The sequence below is a fragment of the Streptomyces sp. NPDC096132 genome (assembly GCF_044763345.1).
Classification (GTDB): Bacteria; Actinomycetota; Actinomycetes; order Streptomycetales; family Streptomycetaceae; genus Streptomyces.
In genome coordinates, this window is record NZ_JBIWGA010000003.1 from 237874 (window position 1) to 256191 (window position 18318).

General features: G+C 70.7%; 12 protein-coding genes and 1 pseudogene. 7 read left to right on the forward strand and 6 right to left on the reverse strand.

Annotation, left to right across the window (positions count from 1 at the left end; translation table 11 throughout):
• The first annotated feature begins 101 nt into the window (after positions 1-101).
• The 3 genes from ACIRF9_RS08855 to ACIRF9_RS08865 all read left to right on the forward strand — a co-directional run bounded on the left by ACIRF9_RS08855 (position 102) and on the right by ACIRF9_RS08865 (position 6209).
• Positions 102-2669 carry an FAD-dependent oxidoreductase gene (locus tag ACIRF9_RS08855; protein ID WP_403818400.1) on the forward strand — a complete coding sequence of 856 codons (2568 nt, stop codon included), beginning with the start codon at positions 102-104 and terminating at the stop codon, positions 2667-2669.
• Between the two features lie 114 nt (positions 2670-2783).
• Complete coding sequence (locus tag ACIRF9_RS08860; RefSeq protein ID WP_403818402.1) at positions 2784-5966, forward strand: ATP-binding protein; 3183 nt, start codon at positions 2784-2786, stop codon at positions 5964-5966.
• A 27-nt stretch (positions 5967-5993) separates the two neighbouring features.
• Entirely contained in the window at positions 5994-6209 is a 216-nt protein-coding gene (locus ACIRF9_RS08865; protein WP_403818404.1) for a BTAD domain-containing putative transcriptional regulator, read from the forward strand.
• On the opposite strand, the pseudogene ACIRF9_RS08870 reads toward ACIRF9_RS08865, so the two are convergent.
• The 3 genes and pseudogenes from ACIRF9_RS08870 to ACIRF9_RS08880 form a co-directional block, all read right to left on the reverse strand.
• Positions 6187-6408 (reverse strand): annotated as a pseudogene (locus ACIRF9_RS08870) (transposase family protein); the annotation flags it as partial. The gene ACIRF9_RS08865 and the pseudogene ACIRF9_RS08870 overlap by 23 nt on opposite strands.
• A 47-nt stretch (positions 6409-6455) precedes the next feature.
• Positions 6456-7040 (reverse strand): carboxymuconolactone decarboxylase family protein, encoded by a 585-nt coding sequence (locus ACIRF9_RS08875; RefSeq protein WP_403818405.1) that lies wholly within the window; start codon positions 7038-7040, stop codon positions 6456-6458.
• A 13-nt stretch (positions 7041-7053) separates the two neighbouring features.
• Positions 7054-7587 (reverse strand): cupin domain-containing protein, encoded by a 534-nt coding sequence (locus ACIRF9_RS08880; protein ID WP_403818406.1) that lies wholly within the window; start codon positions 7585-7587, stop codon positions 7054-7056.
• 251 nt (positions 7588-7838) lie between these two features.
• Between ACIRF9_RS08880 and ACIRF9_RS08885 the strand changes: the two genes are divergently transcribed.
• The 3 genes from ACIRF9_RS08885 to ACIRF9_RS08895 are packed head-to-tail and all read left to right on the forward strand — an operon-like array spanning position 7839 to position 13636.
• On the forward strand, positions 7839-11042 hold the full coding sequence (locus ACIRF9_RS08885) for an ATP-binding protein (RefSeq protein ID WP_403818408.1): 3204 nt from the start codon (positions 7839-7841) through the stop codon (positions 11040-11042).
• Positions 11039-12232: a PLP-dependent aminotransferase family protein gene (locus tag ACIRF9_RS08890; protein ID WP_403818410.1), complete on the forward strand. Its 1194-nt coding sequence runs from the start codon at positions 11039-11041 to the stop codon at positions 12230-12232. The genes ACIRF9_RS08885 and ACIRF9_RS08890 overlap by 4 nt, the downstream gene beginning before the upstream one ends.
• Positions 12233-12280: 48 nt before the next feature.
• Positions 12281-13636, forward strand: a complete 1356-nt coding sequence (locus ACIRF9_RS08895; RefSeq protein WP_403818411.1) for an MFS transporter — start codon at positions 12281-12283, stop codon at positions 13634-13636.
• 55 nt (positions 13637-13691) lie between these two features.
• Here ACIRF9_RS08895 and ACIRF9_RS08900 read toward each other — a convergent pair whose 3' ends face one another.
• Positions 13692-14870, reverse strand: a complete 1179-nt coding sequence (locus tag ACIRF9_RS08900) for a globin domain-containing protein (protein WP_403818413.1) — start codon at positions 14868-14870, stop codon at positions 13692-13694.
• A gap of 173 nt (positions 14871-15043) precedes the next feature.
• On the opposite strand from ACIRF9_RS08900, the gene ACIRF9_RS08905 reads away from it, so the two are divergent.
• Positions 15044-15184 carry a hypothetical protein gene (locus tag ACIRF9_RS08905; protein WP_403818415.1) on the forward strand — a complete coding sequence of 47 codons (141 nt, stop codon included), beginning with the start codon at positions 15044-15046 and terminating at the stop codon, positions 15182-15184.
• A 103-nt stretch (positions 15185-15287) separates the two neighbouring features.
• On the opposite strand, the gene ACIRF9_RS08910 is transcribed toward ACIRF9_RS08905, so the two are convergent.
• On the reverse strand, positions 15288-15890 hold the full coding sequence (locus ACIRF9_RS08910) for a hypothetical protein (protein WP_403818416.1): 603 nt from the start codon (positions 15888-15890) through the stop codon (positions 15288-15290).
• Complete coding sequence (locus tag ACIRF9_RS08915) at positions 15850-18168, reverse strand: BTAD domain-containing putative transcriptional regulator (RefSeq protein WP_403818418.1); 2319 nt, start codon at positions 18166-18168, stop codon at positions 15850-15852. Before ACIRF9_RS08915 ends, ACIRF9_RS08910 begins: the two co-directional genes overlap by 41 nt.
• Positions 18169-18318 lie beyond the last annotated feature (150 nt).

Here is an 18318-nt window from a genome sequence, read left to right on the forward strand (position 1 = left end):
GGCACCTGGTTCCGGGTGGCCTTCCACTGATCATTCAGTCGACGTCAAGTCGGTTCGGCCAATCTGAGCTCTCGGAGGACGGATGACTGGGGGGGTTGCAGATGGTGTCGGACGAGGAAGCCGATGTGGTGGTGATCGGGTCGGGTATGGGCGGTCTCGCGGCGGCGCGCACGATCGCGCAGTTCGGCGGGAAGCGTGTTCTCGTCCTCGAACAGCACTACACGCTCGGTGGGATGACGCACGAGTTCTCCCGCGCCGGGCGATACCGGTTCGGCACCGGGCTGCATTACATGAGCGCGAGCGCCGGCCCGTTCCTCGGGTTCATGACGGACGGGCGGGCGCAGCTCTCGCCCCTGCCGGACGAGTACGACGCACTGCACTTCCCGGGGTTCGATTTCGCCGTCCCCGCCACGAAGGAACGGTTCCGTGCGCGTCTGAAGGAACGGTTCCCCGCCGAGGCCGGCGCCATCGACGGCTTCTTCCGGACGACGCGCTGGGCCATGGCCGGGCTGACCGCGCGCAATGTCTTCGCGTCGTTCCCCGCCGGCGTACGAAGAGCGGGTGCGCCCTTCGTCGAGCGGCTCTTCCCGTCGACGTTCCGATCGTTGCGGGACCAGGTTTCCCGCAGTTTCCGCGATCCGCGACTGCGGGCCGTGCTGGCCGCGCGATGGGGGCTCTACGGCACTCCGCCGGCATCGAGCGCGTTCGGCTATCACGCGGCGGTCCCGCTGACCTTCTTCATGGAAGGCACCGCACATCCCGTGGGCGGCCCGCAGGAGCTCAACCGGGTCGTTCTGGAGATCCTTCAGCGGTACGGCGTGGTGCTGCGCTCCCGGCAGCGGGTCCATGAGGTCGTCGTCGAGGGCGGCAAGGTGGCCGGCGTCGACGTCGAGGACACCGCCACCGGCCGCCGCTACCGTGTGCGGACGGACACCGTCGTCTCGGCGGCCGGAGTGCGCAACACGTACGCCCTGATCGGGAAAAGCCACGAACTGGCGGAGCTGCCCGAGGAACGGTCGGCGGTCATGCTGTTTCTCGGACTGAACCGGTCGCCGGCCGAGTTCGGGCTGCGCGGCGAGAACCACTGGTTCATGCCGGATCTCGACGAGCACGACAGCGTTCATCGCCCTCCGGGGGAAGGCACGCTGTACGTGTCGTTCGCGTCGCTCAACAACCCCGCCGCCCGGTTCCACACGGTGGAGTTGCTGGAACTCGTCGATCCGAAGCTGGTCGACCAGTGGCGTGGGACGCCCGAGAACGAGCGACCGGACAGCTACCGGAAGTTCAAGGACGAGCTGACCGGACGGCTGATCGCCCGCCTGGAGGAACGCTGGCCCGGCTTCCGGGAGACGATCGCGTTCGCCGAACTGGCGACACCGCTGTCGTTCGAGACCTACCAGCACAGCGTGCTGGGCTCGTTCTACGGACTCGCGGCGACTCCCCAGCGGCTGCGCTCGGCTCGGGCGGGATGCCGTACTCCGGTCAAGGGCCTCTTCGTGGCCGGGCAGGACGCCTGGGGGTCCGGCGTGGTGGGGGCGCTGGCGGGCGGGCTGATGGCGGCGAACGCCGTCCTGAAACCGCGGCAGCTCGGGACGATGTGGCAGGCCATCCGTTCCGGCGGGATCACCCGGGATCCGGCCACGCCCTGGGAGGGCTATCTGCGCGTGGCCGGCATCGAGGTGCTGACCCCGACGGTCCGCAGGATCCGCCTCGAACCCCTGGACGGGGGCACGATGCCGTTCTCGTTCGCCGCCGGGCAGTACGTGAAGGTCGACCTGCCCGTCGCCGTCGAGCCGATCGAACGGTCGTACTCGATCTGCAGCAGTCCCGGGGAGAGCGGCTTCGTCGAGATCGCTGTGAAGCACGAGCCGGACGGGCTGGGCTCGGGGTTCCTGCATGAGGAACTGGAGGTCGGGCCGGCGTTGCGGGTGAGCGGCCCGCACGGCGAGTTCACCTGGGAGCCGGGCGGCGAGGCGGACACACTCCTGCTCATCGCCGGGGGCGTCGGGATCACCCCGCTGATGAGTGTCCTGCTCGCGGCCGCCGACGCCGGTCACACGGGGCGGATCGTCCTGCTGGCGAGCTTCCGGACCGAGGACGAGGTGGTGTTCGGGCCGGAGATCGAGGCGCTGCGGTACCGGCTGCCGGGGCTGGAGGTGTCGGTCTTCACGACCGACCGGAATCGGCGGATCGGTCTCGACGAGTTGCTGCCCCATGCGGGCCCGACGACCCTGGTGCACCTGTGCGGGCCGGCGCCCATGATGCAGGACATGATCGGCCGCCTGAGGGAACTGGGGGTGCCACGAGAGGCCATCCGCACCGAGGCGTTCGTGTCGGGCCGGAGCAAGGAGACCCGCCGGGAGAAGGCGCACGCCATCGCCGTCGCCGCCGCGGCGGCCGGTGTCACCGAGTTCGTGATCGGCAGGGCGGGCGGCGCCCCGGCGTTCCCGTGCAGCCCCGGGCAGTCGGTCCTTGACGCCGCCAACGCCGTCGGCGTCGCGTTGCCCCAGTCGTGCGGCGAAGGCGCTTGCGGTACCTGTCGGGTGCGGGTGCTCTCCGGCGCCTACGAGACGGATGACCGGGGGATGTTCTCCGCCGACGAGTTGGCGGCGGGCTGGCGGCTGGCCTGCCAGACACTGCCCACCGAGGACCTGGTGATCGGTCAGTAGGACGGGCCGGCTGCGGTTGTGCCTCGGCCGGCCGGCGCCCTGCCGCGTGAGTTCGTCCACCACGGGCAGCGCATGGCGGCGAGGGCGACCCGGGACTGGGAATGGAAAAAAGGAATGGCCTCCTCCGACGCATCTCTGCGTCTGCAGGTACTCGGTCCGTTGCGGGTCTGGCGAGACGGTGTGGAACTGGACGCCGGTCCTCCGCAGCAGGCGTATCTGCTCGCCGTTCTCCTCGCCCGTGCGGGCGAGCCGGTCAGCATCAGCGAGTTGGTCGACCTGATCTGGGCCGAGGACGTCCCGGCCTCGGCGGTCAACATTCTCCAGAAGTACGTCGGCGCGCTGCGGCGGCTGCTGGAGCCGGCGTTGCCCGCGCGCGAACCCGGCTCGTACCTGCAGCGTCGCGGTAGCGCGTACCTGTTCGTGGCTGACCCCGGGACACTGGACGTCGTCAGGTTCCGTGAGCTGGTCGATGCGGCCGAGGGCGGCGTCGCAGAGCAGCGGCTCGCTGCGGCACTCGACGGGTACTTGGAAGCGGTGGGGCTCTGGCACGGCTCGGCCGGCGACGGGATCGCCTACGGCTCGACCGGTATGGCGATCTTCGCCGGGCTGGACGACGAGTTCCGTCACGCCTGTGTGGCGGCAGCCGAGTTGGCGACACGGCTCGGCCGGCCCGAACGTGTGCTCCCGTCCCTGCACATGGCGGCCCGGATGGCGCCGTTGCACGAGAGAGTGCAGGCGAGTCTCATCGCCGCCCTGGCTGCCGCCGGCCGGCCGGCCGAGGCGCTGTCGGTGTTCCGGACCGTCCGCGCCCGGCTGGCCGAGGAACTGGGCGTCGACCCCGGCCCGGCACTGGTGGCAGCTCACCTGCGTGTGCTGGAACGGGCACCGGCTGAGGAAATGCCCGATGAACGGCCTGCGGCACCCACCACCGGGGCGTCGACCGCCGACTGCCTGGTCGGCCGGGCCGAGGAACTGGCTGTGGTGCGGCATGCGGTGGAATCGGCACTCGCCGGATCGACGGGGCTCGTGCTCGTCGAAGGAGAACCCGGAGTGGGCAAGACCCGCCTGCTGGAGGAGGCCGGCGCCGAGGCGAACCGGCGTGGCGCGCTCGTTGTCCGGGGCCATTGCCTGCCGGGGGACGGCACGCCGTCGATGTGGCCGTGGGCGCAGGTCATCAACGTGCTCCTGGATGACGTGCCGGCCGCAGCGCGGGGGGACTGGCAGGCGGGCGAACTCGGTCGTCTCTTGACATCGCGGGGCAACGGCCACACGGCGTCGGCCCTGCCGGACAGCGGCGTCCGGTTCCGCTTCTTCGAGCAGGCTGTCGCGCTCGTCCGCCAGGTATCGGCGCGGCGACCCGTGGTGCTCGTCGTCGACGACCTTCAGTGGGCCGATGCCGCCTCGCTGGATCTGCTCGGTCACCTGATGGCCCGGTTGCCGGGCGGCACCGCCGTGATCGGGGCGCTCCGCGACCGTGCGCCCGCGCCGAGCTCGGAACTGGGGCGGATGCTCGCCGCGGCGAGTCGGCTGTCCGGTCACCGCAGGATCCCGCTCGGACCGCTCGGCCCGGCCGAGGTGGCCGAACTCGTCCGCCGTGAGACGGGGCAGGACCCGGGCCCGGGGGCCACCCGCCTCATCCACACCCGCACCGCCGGCAACCCCTTCTTCGTCCGCGAGCTGTCCCGGTTGCTCGCCGACGGGGATGTCCTCACGGAGGCCACCGCGGCCCGGACCGCGGTACCGGCCACCGTCCGGGATGTCGTTCGCGACCGGATGACCGGACTGGGGGCTGACGCCAGAAGCCTGTTGCAGATCGCCGCGCTGATCGGCCGTACCGTCGACCTCGCTCTCCTTGCCCGCACCGCCGGTCTGGACCACGAGACGTGTCTGGACCGCCTGGAGTCGTGCGAAGGGCTCGGCCTGCTCGAACCTTCGCCCGGGGATCCTTACTCGTTCGGATTTCCGCACGACATGGTCCGCGAATCGGTGGCCGAGACCATATCGCCGCCGCGCGCGGCCCGGCTGCACCTGCTGGTCGCCGACGCGCTGGAGCACAGGGCCGCGGACACCGAACTGGTGGCCGAGCGCCTCGCACATCACCTGTGGTCTGCCGGGCCGCTCGCGGATCCGGCCCGAACCGCGACCGCGCTCGTCCGTGCCGGCCGCTGCGCCGCGGCCAAGCTGGCGCTCGAGGCAGCCGCGCGCCGGCTTCACTCAGCCGCGCGGGTGGCACGGACAGCGGGCCTGGCGGAGCTGGAGCTGGCTGCCCTGTCGCTGTTCACCGCAGTGGACGGCATGCGGGCGGGATACGTGGGTTCAGCGGTCGACCTGCTGGAGCGGGCCGAACACCTTTCCCGTGGACTCGACCGGGAACGGGAGGCCGCCGACTTCCTCTTCTCCCGCTGGGCCGCGTACGCCCAAGGCATACAGCTGGACCGCGCCGGCCGGTTGGCCGGCCAGTTGCTGGAGCAGGGCGAGGCGTCCGACGACTCTGCCGTGCGTGCCTACGGCTGGTACGCCTGGGGCATCCACCAGTGGGGTGTCGGCAACATCGGAGAGGCGTTCCGGTACCTGAGCCGCACGAACTGGACCGTGCTGGACGACCTGGCCCATCAGGAGGAAGACCCGCTCCGGCGCGATCTGCGGCTGATCGCGGCCGGGATGCTCGCGATGATGACCGCGCTGCACGGTGACACCGACGCGGCACTGGCCCTGCTCGACACGATGGGGGCCACCGCAGGAGACGATCCCTACGTGATCACGGTCTGGGCGGCCTTCTCCGCACGGGTCGCCGCGTTGATCGGCGACCCCGTGCGGGCACTGAGCGCGGCTGAGCGCGGGATCGCCGTAGACCCGGCGTTCTCGTTCGGCTACCTGGGCAGCTACCAACGGCTGGCCCGCTGCTGGGCACGTGCCGTGACCGGCGAGGACCCGGCCGGCGCCGCCACGGAGGCGCAGGACCTGATCGTCGCGTCGCTCTCCGACCCGCCACGCTCGGGCCTGGCCACCTGGTACGGGCTCCTCGGCGAGATGTGGCTGGCAGCCGGAAAGCTGGACGAGGCCGACGCAGCGCTCGACCGGGCGGACTCGGCCATAGAAACGTACGGCCAGCGCTACGCCGAAAGCCTGCTGCTTCTGCTCCGGGCCCGGGTGCTGCAGGCACGCGGCGAGCCGGTCGCCACCCTCCGGGCCGTCGCCGAGCGGGCGCACGCACTGTCCGTCGAGCGCGAGGCCCACCTGTTCGCCCGCCGTGCCGAGCAACTGATGGCCGAGCTTGCGGACAGCACACCCCGCTGACCTCGGCGTTCACGACGTCGACCGCCGGTGTTCCGGACGGTTCGGGCCAGGCTCGTGGAGGAGTTGGGCATCGATCCCGGCCCGGCGCTGGTGGCGGCGCACCGGCGCGTGTTGGAACCGGCATCGGCCGAGGAGTCGCCCTTCAAGCGCCGTCGGCCCTCGGTGGCGGACCGCCGCCGGACGACCGCCTGGTCGGCCGGGTCGAGGAACTCGCGGTGTTGCGGCGTTCGCGGAACCGGATGATCCGGTGGGTGCGGGCAGCGGTCAGATCGTGGGCGCGGCCGGGCAGTACGGGCGAGATCCACAGCGGCCGCCCGGCCGGGTCGGTCACCATCTGCACGTTCACGCCGTGTCCGCGGTGCTTGCGGGAGTAGTCGGCCCGGCTGTCGCCGACCCGGTCGCACTCCGCGAGAGCGCCGTCGAGCGGGACATGGTCGGGATCTGTGACGATCCGCAACGCCGCAATCGTCGGCAGACATCTTGTCGTCGTCACGGCTGGGCAGTTGACGGATCCCGACCGGGGACCGGCACGTCGAAGCAGTTCAGCACCATCGCGATGAGGCAGTAACTGCCGATGAGGAACACGAGCTCGCCGACCCCGTCATGGCCCAGCAACTGCGTGGCCCGGTCGTATGTGGAGTCCGGCAGTACGTGCCCGGAGGTCAACGCCATCGCGACGTCGTGGGCGACGGCCTGTTCGTCACTCAGCCCAGAGGGTCGCCCGCCCGCCGCCAAGGTCGCGATCTGTGCCGCCGGAAGGCCGACCTCATCTGCCGTCTGCTCGTGTGCGTACAGCAGGTACCGGGCGCCGTAGGCGCCGCCAACGGTGAGGATCGCCACCTCGCGAACGATGGGATCGAGGCGAGCCTCGGCCGCGACCGCCCGCTGCAGAAACAGAGCCGGGACCCCGAACGTGGGGAAGTGCAGCATCGCCGCGAACGGCCCGACGAGCGCGCCGTCGTCGTCCAGGATGACGACGCGGCCCTGCTCCTCGGTGACGAGGCCGGCGATGCCGTCATGCACCTCGCGGAGTTGAGGGTTGAGCTCATCGGGTGGGATGGGTCGAATACGCATACGATGCTCCTCCTCAGAGTCCGTCGGTGTACTGGCCGTCGATGAGTACGAAGGCGACCCGGCAGTTCGCAGCCGACCGGTTCGCCCATGCGTGGTTGGTGCCGCGCTGAATCACGATGTCTCCGGTGCGGACGATGGTCTCGCCATCGTCGAGAACCAGCGTGAGCTCGCCCTCGATGACGATCCCGTAGTCGATCGTCTGCGTGCGGTGCATCAACGGATGCGGGGCGCCGGCAGCGGACCGTGCGGCGTCGGCACCGCCCATCTCCCCGAACTTCTCGGCCGCCTCGACCCCCGTCAGGTTCCGGATTCGGTCGTCCTCCGGAGGGAAGTCGATCACCCGGATGCGAGTGCCACGCTCGGGAGGTCCGAGCACCAGCCCGTCCTCCGCCGGCTCACCCGACTGCCGGTCGATGACGGCCGGCGTCTGGCGTGTGTTCCACACCTCATAGAAGATCGGGCCACCAGGCCCGCCGATCTCCACCACGCGAGTCGGCGGTGCGTCCTGCGTGATCACCGCACGGTCGGACGCGTCATGGCCGGTCACGATTCTCCGGAACGGTTGCACTGGGCTCATATGGCGAGTCCCTCCCCTTGTAAGCAGCCCGGCAGGCATGGACGCCGCCGCGCACCGAAAGACTGGCGCCCGCCACTTGACGCGGAGTGGACCGTCTGCGGACCGTGCTCCACTGTCCGTAAAGTCCCGTACCCAGCGGTGGAATTCGGCCGGTCCACGTACACTCGCACGAAGCCGAAGAAGATCACGTCGTGTCCGTCCCGGGATCGAGGAGTGCAGCGGTGCCAGTCCTTGCGGCCCGGTCCGGCGGTGAAGATCAGCCGGCCGGGAGAGGCTCGCCGTATCTGCAGATCCTGGGCCCGTTGAGGATCTGGCGCGACGGTGTCGAACGGGATGCCGGGCCACGGCAACAGGCGTACCTCCTGGCTCTGCTGCTGGCCCGCGCCGGCAGGCCGACCAGCACGAGCGAGCTGATCGACCTGATCTGGGGCGATGCCGTCCCCTCCAGCGCCCTGAACGTTCTTCAGAAGTACATCGGCGCGTTGCGACGGCTGCTCGAGCCTCTGCTGCCCGCCCGCGAAGCCGGCTCGTTCCTCCACCGTCGCGGCACTTCCTACCTTTTCTCCGCCGACCCCGCCACGCTGGACCTCGTCGCCTTCCGGGAACGCGTCGATGCCGCCAGGGCCGCGCTGGCTCGGCACGATCACGAGGTGGCCCTCGATCACTACGTCGGAGCGCTCGGGCTCTGGCACGGCCCGGCGGGCGACGGCATCGCCGACGGGACCATCGCCACGACGGTCTTCGCCGCACTCAACAACGAGTTCTACGACGCGTGCACGGCGGCGGCGGAGCTCGCCGTGTCGACGGGCCAACCGGAACGGGTGCTTGCGGCTCTGCAACTGGCCGCATCGATGGCACCGTTCAACGAACCCGTGCTGGCCGGTCTCGTCGGCGTTCTCGGCGCCACTGGACGCCAGGCGGAGGCGCTGTCGGTGTTTCGTCAGGTCCGCGACCGGCTCGCCGACGAGCTCGGCATCGACCCGGGTCCGGCGCTGGAGGACGCGCAGCGGCGGATTCTCACCCAGTCCCCGGCCTCGCCGCTCGTGCGGGAGGCGGACCACGAGATCGGGCGGACCACGGCGGCCACCTTGATCGGCCGGACCGAGGAACTCGCCACGCTGCGGCGCATCGTGGAGCGCGCACTCGCCGACGACACCGCGATCGGCATCGTCGAAGGCGAACCCGGCGCAGGCAAGACCCGGCTGCTGGAGGAGGCCGCCGCCGTGGCGGGCCGGCTGGGTGCACTCACCGTCTGGGGCTCCTGCCTGGAGGGCGACGGGACACCGGCGATGTGGCCATGGGAGCAGGCACTGAGTCAGGTCGTCCACAGTCTGCCCGCTCCGGCGAGCGAACAGTGGCTCACCGGCGGGCTGGGAAGCCTCCTTGCGGCACGGGACGACGCAACCCGGGAACTTCCCGACGGCAACGCCCAGTTCCGGCTGTTCGAACAGGTCGTCGCCCTCGTCGGACAAGCCTCGGCGCGGCGGCCGACACTTCTGATACTCGATGACCTCCAATGGGCCGACGCCACCTCCCTGCAGTTGCTGCAACACCTGGCGGGGCGGCTGCCCCGGGGCACCGCGCTCATCGGCGCGTTACGCGACCGCGCACCCACACTCAGCCCGGACCTCTCCCGGGTGCTGGCCGCCGCCGGCCGGCGGCCCGGTCACCGGAGGTTCCGGCTCGGCCCGCTCGGTCCGGCCGACGTGGCCGAACTCATCCGCCACGAGGCCGGCCAGGATCCCGGCGACGCCGTCGCCCGCGCCATCCACGCCCGTACCTCCGGCAATCCGTTCTTCGTCCGCGAACTGTCCCGGCTCCTCAGCGGGGCCGGCGCGATCGGCGACGGCGACACGCCCGCGTCGGCCGGCGTCCCGTCCACCGTCCATGACGTCGTCCGCGACCGGATGGCCGGGCTCGACGACCGCGCCCGCGACCTGCTGCGCGTGGCCGCGCTCATCGGCCGCGACGTCGACCTCAGGCTGCTGTCCCGCGCCACCGGTGTGGACGTCGCGGACTGTCTCCATCGCCTCGAACCGCTGCACACGCTCGGGCTGCTCGAACCCGGGCCGCAGGACCCGTCCTCGCTCCGCTTCGCGCACGACCTCGTTCGCGAGTCGGTCTCCGAGACCGCGACGAAACAGCAGGTCACCCAGCTGCATCTGCGCGTCGCGGACGCGCTCGAACAGATCCATGCCGACGACGAGGACGTCGCCGAACGCCTCGCGTACCACCTGTGGGCCGCCGGCCCCCTCGCCGAGCCCGTACGCGCCGCGGAGGCGTTGATCCGCGCCGGGCGCCGCGCGGCAGTCAAACTCGCGTTCGAGTCCGCCAATCGACAGCTGCGCTCCGCCATACAGGTCACCCGGGCTTCCGGACTCATGGAGCTGGAGTTCTCCGCCCTCACGCTGCTCGCCATCGTCGTCAGACGACAGTCGGGGTACGACGCCTCGACGTTCGATCTGCTGGGGCGGGCCGAATACCTGGCCCGCACCCTCGGCCGGGAGGCGGAGGCCGCCGACTTCCTCTTCATCCGTCTGATGGGCGCCTACACCTCCATGGAGAAGGGCCGCGGGCAGTTGGCCCGCCGCATGCACGAGTTCGGTCAGGCGTCCTCCGCTCCCGCGGTCCGACGCTACGGCCGGCAGGCCTGGGGCCTGCATCAGTGGGACATCGGCAACATAGGGGAGGCCTACCGTTCCTTCAGCAAGGAGGATGTCGCCGCCGCCGACGGCACCGTCGCCCCGGACGAGGAGACACCGCTCCGGCTGGACGGCAGCATTCCCGGGGAAGGGCCCGGCTGGCGGGCAGTCATGACCGCGCTGCACGGCGATGTCGACACGGCGCTGGCTTTCGTCGACACCTGGGACACCCCGGGGGACCCGTACGCGGCCTCGGTCTGGGTCTACTACACGACCATGATCGCTTCCATGGCCGGGGACGCAGAAACGGCACGGCGAGCCGGCGAGCGGTGGGTCGCCGCCGGCCTCGCCCGCCTCAGCGCCCACATCGACCACTACATCCGGCAGTTCTGGTGCTGGGCACGCGCCCTCACCGGCGAGGATCCGGCCGGCGCCGCGGCCGAGGCCGAGGAACTCCTGGCCGCCCACCTGCTCGATCCGCCGCAATGGGGCGTCGCCTACCACTACGCGCTGATCGCCGAGATGTGGCTGGCGGCCGGATCGCCCGACCGGGCCGACGCCGCTCTCGACCGAGCCGACGAGGCGATGTGGGACCACGGCCAGCGTTACGCCGAAGGGTTGCTCCTGCTGCTGAAGGCGCGCCTGCTGCAGGCCCGCGGCGCACCCCTCACCGCTGTCCGGGCCGCCGCCGAACGGGCCTACACGCAATCCACCGCACGTGAGGCGCACCTGTTCGCGCGACGCGCCGAACGACTCCTCTCAGGACCTGGAGGCAACGCATGACCGGCCCTGAGGAACAGAGCGGGCTGACGGCCCTGGCCCGTGGGCTCTCGGTGCCGAAGGGCTTCGTCGACGCCAGCCTGGCCGCCCCTGCCTCCGGCGCGATCAGCCTGCTGGGTGGCATCCCCGCGCCCGAGGCTTTGCCGGTCGAGGCGATCGGCCAGGCAGCGGCGCAGCTGTGGCAGGCCCCCGACGCCGCGGTCGCGAGCCTGCAGTATGCGCCGGCGCGCGGATCCGCCGCGCTGTGCGACTGGATCGCGAAACGGGAGGGCGTCGACCCGAGCCGGATCGTGGTGACGAACGGTGGCATGCACGGCCTCGCGCTGGCGGTGCTGACCGTCGTCGAGCGCGGCGCCACCGTCGCGGTGGACGATCCGGTGTTCCCGGGTTTCCTGTGGGCCCTGGAGGTGTCGACGACGCGGATCCTGCCCGTACCGGTAGTGGCCGACGGATTCGACGTCGAACACCTCGCCCGGCGGCTCGCCACCGGCGCCCGGATCGCCGCGGCCTACACCGTGCCCGACTTCCACAACCCGGCCCAGGTCAGTCTCTCGGCGCCGAAGCGGCAGGCACTGATCGAGCTCGCCGAGCGGTACGGCTTCTACGTGATCGTCGACAATCCGTACCGCGAACTGCGCTTCGGCGGCCAGGACCAGGGTGTCGCGGCCTTCCACCAGTCGGATCGGGCGATCCACGTCAACACCTTCACCAAGACCCTCGGCCCCGGCTGGCGCGTGGGCTGGCTGGTGCTGCCGGACCACCTCGTGGACCCGGTGATCCGGCTGCGCAACCGCCTCGACGTCCACACATCCTCGGTGACCCAGGCGATGATCGAACGGCTGCTCACCGACGACGCCCAATTGTTCGACCGGATCGTGGACAGCGCCGCCGCGCTGTACCGCGAACGCGCCGGCGTGCTGATCGACGCCCTGCGGGAACAACTCCCGGACGCCTTCCACATCGTGGCCCCCGAAGGCGGGCTGTTCCTCTGGCCGCGGCTCACCGACGACGCCGTGGACCCCGCGGCGCTGTTCCGGCGGGCGGCCGCCCACGGCGTGCTCTACCAGCCGGGCGAGTTCTTCGCGGCGGACCCCCGGCGGCGGTCTGCGGCCCGGCACCTGCGGTTCGCCTACAGCGACCGCACCCCGGAGGAACTGCGGGAGGCCGTACGCCGGCTGACCCTGGCCTTCTGAGGACGCACTACGACAGTCACCCCATGGTGGATTTCCGGAAGGCGGCTCATGACCCACGTTCGGCTCCCCCTGCGCGCACTCGTCCCGTTCGCCGCCGGTTCGATCGGCATGGGCATCTGGGTCACCGTGCCGGGCATCTTCCTGCTGTACTTCCTGACCGATGTCCTGGCCGTGCCGCCGTACGTGGCCGGCCTGGCGTTGCTGCTGCCGAATGTCGCCGACATCGTGGTGCACCCGTGGGTGGGCCGGCTCTCCGATGCCAACCTGGCCACCACTGGCCACCGACGGCGACTGATGCTGGCCGGCTGCGTCGTGGTGCTCGCCTTCGTGGCCCTGTTCGCCGTGCCGTCGGACCTGCACGGGACGACCGCCGCGATATGGGTCTCGCCGGCGCTGGTCGCCGGCAACCTGCTCTACTCGCTCTACCAGGTTTCCTACCTCGCCACACCGGCCGACCTGGGCATCGGCTACCACGAGCGGACCCGCCTCATGGGCTACCGCAATGTCGTGATCACCGTGAGCGTCCTGCTCGCCGGCGTAGCCGCGCCGCTGGTCGCCGGCGACGATCCGGGCGTCGGCGACTACACGAGAATGGCCCTGCTGCTCGGCGCGGTCATGCTTGCGGCGATGCTGGTCGGCATCACCGGCGTCGCCCGCCTCAACCGGGCCGCGCCGGGCACCCCGGCTGGGCCGGGAAATCGGGGCGGGCTCCTTGTGGCGCTGCGCGACCGGCAGTTCCGTGCGCTGACCGCGTCCTATCTGACCGTCGCGATCACGATGAACCTGGTGCTGGCCGCCATGCCGTACTTCGCCGAGTACGAGTTGGGCCGCTCCGCGCTCACGACCGTGCTCATCGCGGCGTTCATGGCGCCGGCGGTCCTGACCACGCCCCTGTGGGTACTGGTGGCCCGGCGTCTCGGCAAGCAGCGCAGCCTGCTCGCCGCCCAGGCCGCGTTCGTGGCCGGCTCGCTGGTGCTGGCCCTGGGCGCCGCGGCCGGCCTGCCCCTGCTCATCGCAGCCGTGGCGGTGCTGGGCGTCGCGTTCGCCGCGATGCAACTGATGCCGCTGTCGATGGTGCCCGACGTCATCGCCGCCGCCGGGCCGGCCGGGACCGCCAGTGCGGGCAGCTACACCGGCGTGTGGACCGCCGCCGAGGCCACCGGCGGCGCATTGGGGCCGTACGTGTACTCGGCCTGCCTGGCTGTGGGCGGGTTCGTGGCCAGTACCGCGGGCGAGCACACCACGCAGTCTCCCGGCGCGCTGGCGGCCGTTCGCTACGGCTTCACCCTGGTACCGGCCGTGCTCATGACGATCGCCATCCTGCTGCAACGCCGGTACACCTTGGACAAGCGCGCCCACACCGCGGCGCCGCGTGCCGTCGCCCAGGACGAAGCAGTGGGGTGACGCCCGCCCGCTTGCCACGCCGGAACTGCGAGACCACTTGTCCTCGGTCAGTAGGCTAACGCGCCAACCACAGGTCGGGGCCGAAGACCTCGTAGTGGATCTCAGATGGGGCCACGCCCTTTTCGATGAGCTGGCTGCGCACTGCCCGCATGAAGGGCAGCGGCCCGCACAGGTAGGCTCGTGTGCACTGCGGGACATCAACTGCCTCAAGGTTGACGTAGCCCGTGTGTTCGGCACCGCTGCTGTCTTTCTCGTACCAGACGTGCATGGTGCCTCCAGCCAGCCTTCGCGCGTACGTTTCGTGGTCAGCACGCAGTGCGTGATCTGCGGGAGCGCGGTCACCGTGGACGACGATGACAGGGCCACTGTGTCTGTCCTGGGCAAGCTGCGACAACATGGCGACCATGGGGGTCACACCGATGCCGGCTGAAGCCAGCAGCAGCGGGCGCTCAGCGTCGTCGACGTCGAGAACAAGATCGCCGCACGGGGCCGACACGTCCAGGACGTCGCCCTCACGTACCTGCGAGTGCAGATGATGCGAAACCTCGCCCTCGGGCGTGCCCCCTACTTTCTTGACGCTGATCTGTCGCAGTGCCCCGCCAGGCACACCGGACAGGCTGTACTGCCGAATCTGCCGGGCGCCGTCAGGAAGTTCGACTTGCACTGATACATACTGCCCGGCCCGGAAAGCAGGCACGGGACCCTCGTCGACGGGACGCAGCAGGAACGTCACGACGTCTGCCGTCTCGGGGACGCGCTGGACGACTTTCCACTGTCTCCAGCCGTGCTCCACCGCTTCCTCGTCCAAGCGCCGCTCGATCGCCATGAGTGCGTTGGCCATGAGCCAATAGACTTCGTCCCAGGCAGCCGCAACGTCGGGCGTCACAGCTTCGGCGAGGACTTCGGCGATCGCGGCGAAGAGGTGCTCGTGCACGATCGCATACTGTCCGGCTTGAATGCCCAGAGAGACATGCTTGTGTGCGATTCGACCGAGCATTGCGTCCGGCCTCGTGTCGGGGTGCTCGATGAGATGTGCGGCGAAGGCCGCTATGGAGCCGGCCAGTGCCTGGCTTTGCGTCCCGGCTGCTTGGTTGCCCCGGTTGAACAGATCGCGCAGGAGTTGGGGATGTGCGGTGAAAAGACGTTCATAGAAGCGCGCGCTGATCTTGTTGATTGCAGCATCTACGAGAGGAAGGGTGCCGCGGACGGTAACGGTCGACTTTTCGGACAGCATTTTGCCCCCTGTGGAATCCATTCACCCTGACCGGCCGCCGCGAGACCGCCCGTGCCCGGCCCGATCGCAACGGCATCGGCTTCCTCGTCCACCGCCATCCACGACCTCCACTTGTCCGTCTCCGGGGGCTCAGACTGGCCGACCCGGCTTGACGGCGACTGGATGATCCGTGGATGCCGCCCGGAACCGTGCCCGATATCCAGCAGTTCTTGGGCACGGTGGGCGAAGAGACGGGCTTCGCGTTCGGTGGACAGCGCGTGGGCCCGTTCGGCGGTGGCCCGGACGGTGGAGGCGGGTTCGTCGCGGGCCTGTGACACTCACGCCCGGAGCACGAGCAGGAGACCTTCGGCGTAGCGCTGGCCGTACGTGTCGAGGGCTGCGGCGGCTTCGTCGAGCTTGCCGGCCGCGAGCCACATTTCACCGAGGAGGCCGTACCAGGTGGCCAGGCCGGAGCGTGGTGGCCTCGGCCAGTACCGCGGTGATCAGTCGTTGTGCTTCCGCCGCGGCGCCGGCCGGGTCCTCGCCGGTCACGGCGTGCGCCCAGCACAGAGCCAGCCGCTGGTGGCTGCGGAGGAAGACGAACGAGAACTCGGCGTCCAGGGCGCTCCCTCGCGCGGCCGTGCGCAGCGCCTGCGCCGGGTCGCCGGCCAGTGCTGCGGCCGTGCAGGCGAAGGCGGCCCGGACAATGATCACGCAGGGGTCGTCATCAGCGGTGGCCTCGATCGTGTCGAACAGTGCGTGCGCTGTGTCGAGGTCGCCGTGCAGCGCGGTCATCAGTGCGAGCATGGCGGGCCCGAGCAGTCGCAGATCGCGCCGGAGCGGGTACTCCCCACGGTGGGCCAGGTCGTCGAGTACGGTCGAGTCGGTCCGGCTCAGGTACCCGAGCGCCTCGCCGATGTTGCCGACGTCCCCTTGGTGGATGCCCCAGGCGTACTGGCCGTATGTGCGGACGACGGGGTCGGCGGATGCCTCGCCCTGTTCAGCAGCAGTCGGTGGCTTCCCGTTCCCTGCCCGGGCCATGTGCCAGGTGCTCGGCCCGCTCCAGCAGTTCGAGCGCCGAACCGACGTACCCCGCCCGCATCCCGTCCACCGCGTTGAAGAGCGACAGGGCGGACAGTTCCAGCTCGGCCAGGCCCACTGTGCGCGCCACCTGCGCGGCCGACTGCAGTTGTCGTGCGGCGGCCTCGCATGCTGACTTTCCCGCCGCGCAGCGACCCGCGCGTATCAGTGCGGCGGCGGTGCGCGCGGGGTCCGCGAGTGGGCCGGCGGCCCACAGGTGATGGGCGAGGCGCTCGTCGTCCGCTGTCGCGTGCTCCAGTGCGTCCGCGACGAGCAGGTGCAGTCGGATCGCCCGCGGTGGCGGTGTGGCCCCGACGACGGACTCGCGGACCAAGTCGTGCGCGAAGCGGACCACATACGGGTTTCCGGGCGAGGGCTCAAGGAGGCCGAGTTCCTGTAAGGGCTCAAGGCGGTCGAGGCAGGTCTGCACGTCTGGTCCGGCGGCGCGTGCAAGCAGTGCGAGGTCGACGTGCCGGCCGATCAGTGCGGCGATCTGCAACAGCCGTACGACATCGCTGTCCAGTCCGGCCATCCGGTCGCGAACGATGTCCCGGACGGTGGCGGGTACCGCGGTTCGTGCGGTGACGGCCTCGGTGAGGACGCCGCCGTCGGCGAGGAGGCGGGACAGTTCCCGGACGAAGAAGGGGTTGCCCGCGGTGCGGGTGTGGATGTTGCGGGTGGCACCGGGGCTGGGGTCCTGGCCGGTCTCCTGGCGGACGAGCACGGCCACTTCGGCCGGGTTGAGCGGGCCGAGCCGGATCCGGCGGTGGAGGGGAAGCCGGCTCACTGCGGCGAGCATCCGTTCCAGCTCCGAGCCGGGCGCCGGCGCCCGGTCGCGGAGAGCGCCGATCACGGTGGTGCCGCTGGGCAGATGAGCCGCCAGGTGGCTGAACAGATCCAGCGAGGAGGCGTCGGCCCATTGAAGGTCATCGACGACGACCATCACCGGCCGACCCGCCGACACCTGGCCGACGAGCGCGACCGTCTGCTCGAAAAGGCGGAACTGGTTGCCGCTGTCCGGCAGTACCGGAGTGGTGGGAACGTGGCCCCGCGGCCCCGCGAGGCGGCCGAGCTCGCCGACATGCCACTCCCGGCGCGCCGCGGCAGGCAGACCGCCGAGGACCGCACCGACGGCCTGCACCCAGGGCCACATCGAGGGCGTGCCGTCCCCCTCCAGGCAGCGGCCCCAGACGACGAGCGCCCCGCGCCGGTGGGCTTCGGCGCCGGCCTCCTCGATCAGGCGGGTCTTGCCCACTCCGGGATCTCCCTCGACCAGGACGAACCCTGTGCCTCCGGCGAGCGCCGACTCCACCGCCTGCCACAGCACCGCGAGCTCCGCGGTCCGCCCGACCAGGCAGTCGGCGGACGAGGTTCCGCTGGAAGGGGCCGACGGCCGTTCGTACGGCGTTTCCTCGGCCGGTGCCGGTGCCGGTGCCGGTGCCGGTGCCGGTGCCGGTGCCCGTGCCTGTTCCAGCACGCGCCGGGATGCGGACACCAGCGCCGAGCCGGGATCGATGCCCAACTCCTCGGCCAGTTGGGCGCGAACGGTCCGGAACACCGACAGCGCCTCGGCCGGCCGGCCGGCGGCAGCCAGGGCGGCGATGAGACTCGCCTGCACTCTCTCGTGCAACGGCGCCATCCGAGCGGCCAGGTGCAACGACGGGAGCACGCGCTCGGGCTGCCCCAACGACACCGCGAGTTCGGCCGCCGCGACGCAGGCGTCGAAGAACTCGCCGTTCAACGCGGTGAAGACTGCCATCGCGGTCAATCCGTGGGCGAGTCCGTCACCGGCTGAACCGCGCCAGAGCCCTACCGCCTGCACGTACCCGTCGAGCGCGACATCCGACTGCTGTTCCGCGGCGGCGGTTCCGGCTGCCTGGACCAGCGTCCGGAAGGTGACGACGTCCAGCATGCCGGGGCGGGCGGCGAAGAGGTAACCGTTACCGCGGCGTTGCAGATACGAGCCGGGTTGACGCGCGGGCAGCTCGGGCTCCAGCAGCCGCCGCAGCGCGCCGACATACTTCTGGAGAATATTGACAGCCGAGGCCGGGACGTCCTCGTCCCAGATCAGATCGACCAACTCGCTCATGCTGACCGGCTTGCCCGCGCCCGCGAGCAGCACTGCCAGCAGGTACGCCTGCTGCGGAGGCCCGGCATCCAGTTCGACGCCGTCCCGCCAGACCCGCAACGGACCGAGAAGCTGCAGACGCAGAGCCGCGCCGGAGGCAACCATGCGCATTCCTCCTACTCCTGCTTCTGCTCCTGCTCACCGGCCGACCGCGATCGGCCGCCGGGCCAGGCACTCCAGGGTGAGTTGCCACCAGGAACCTCCGGAGTCGGCCTCTCCTCAAGAGAACTGGACCGGTGTTCACAACCGATGCACATCCGA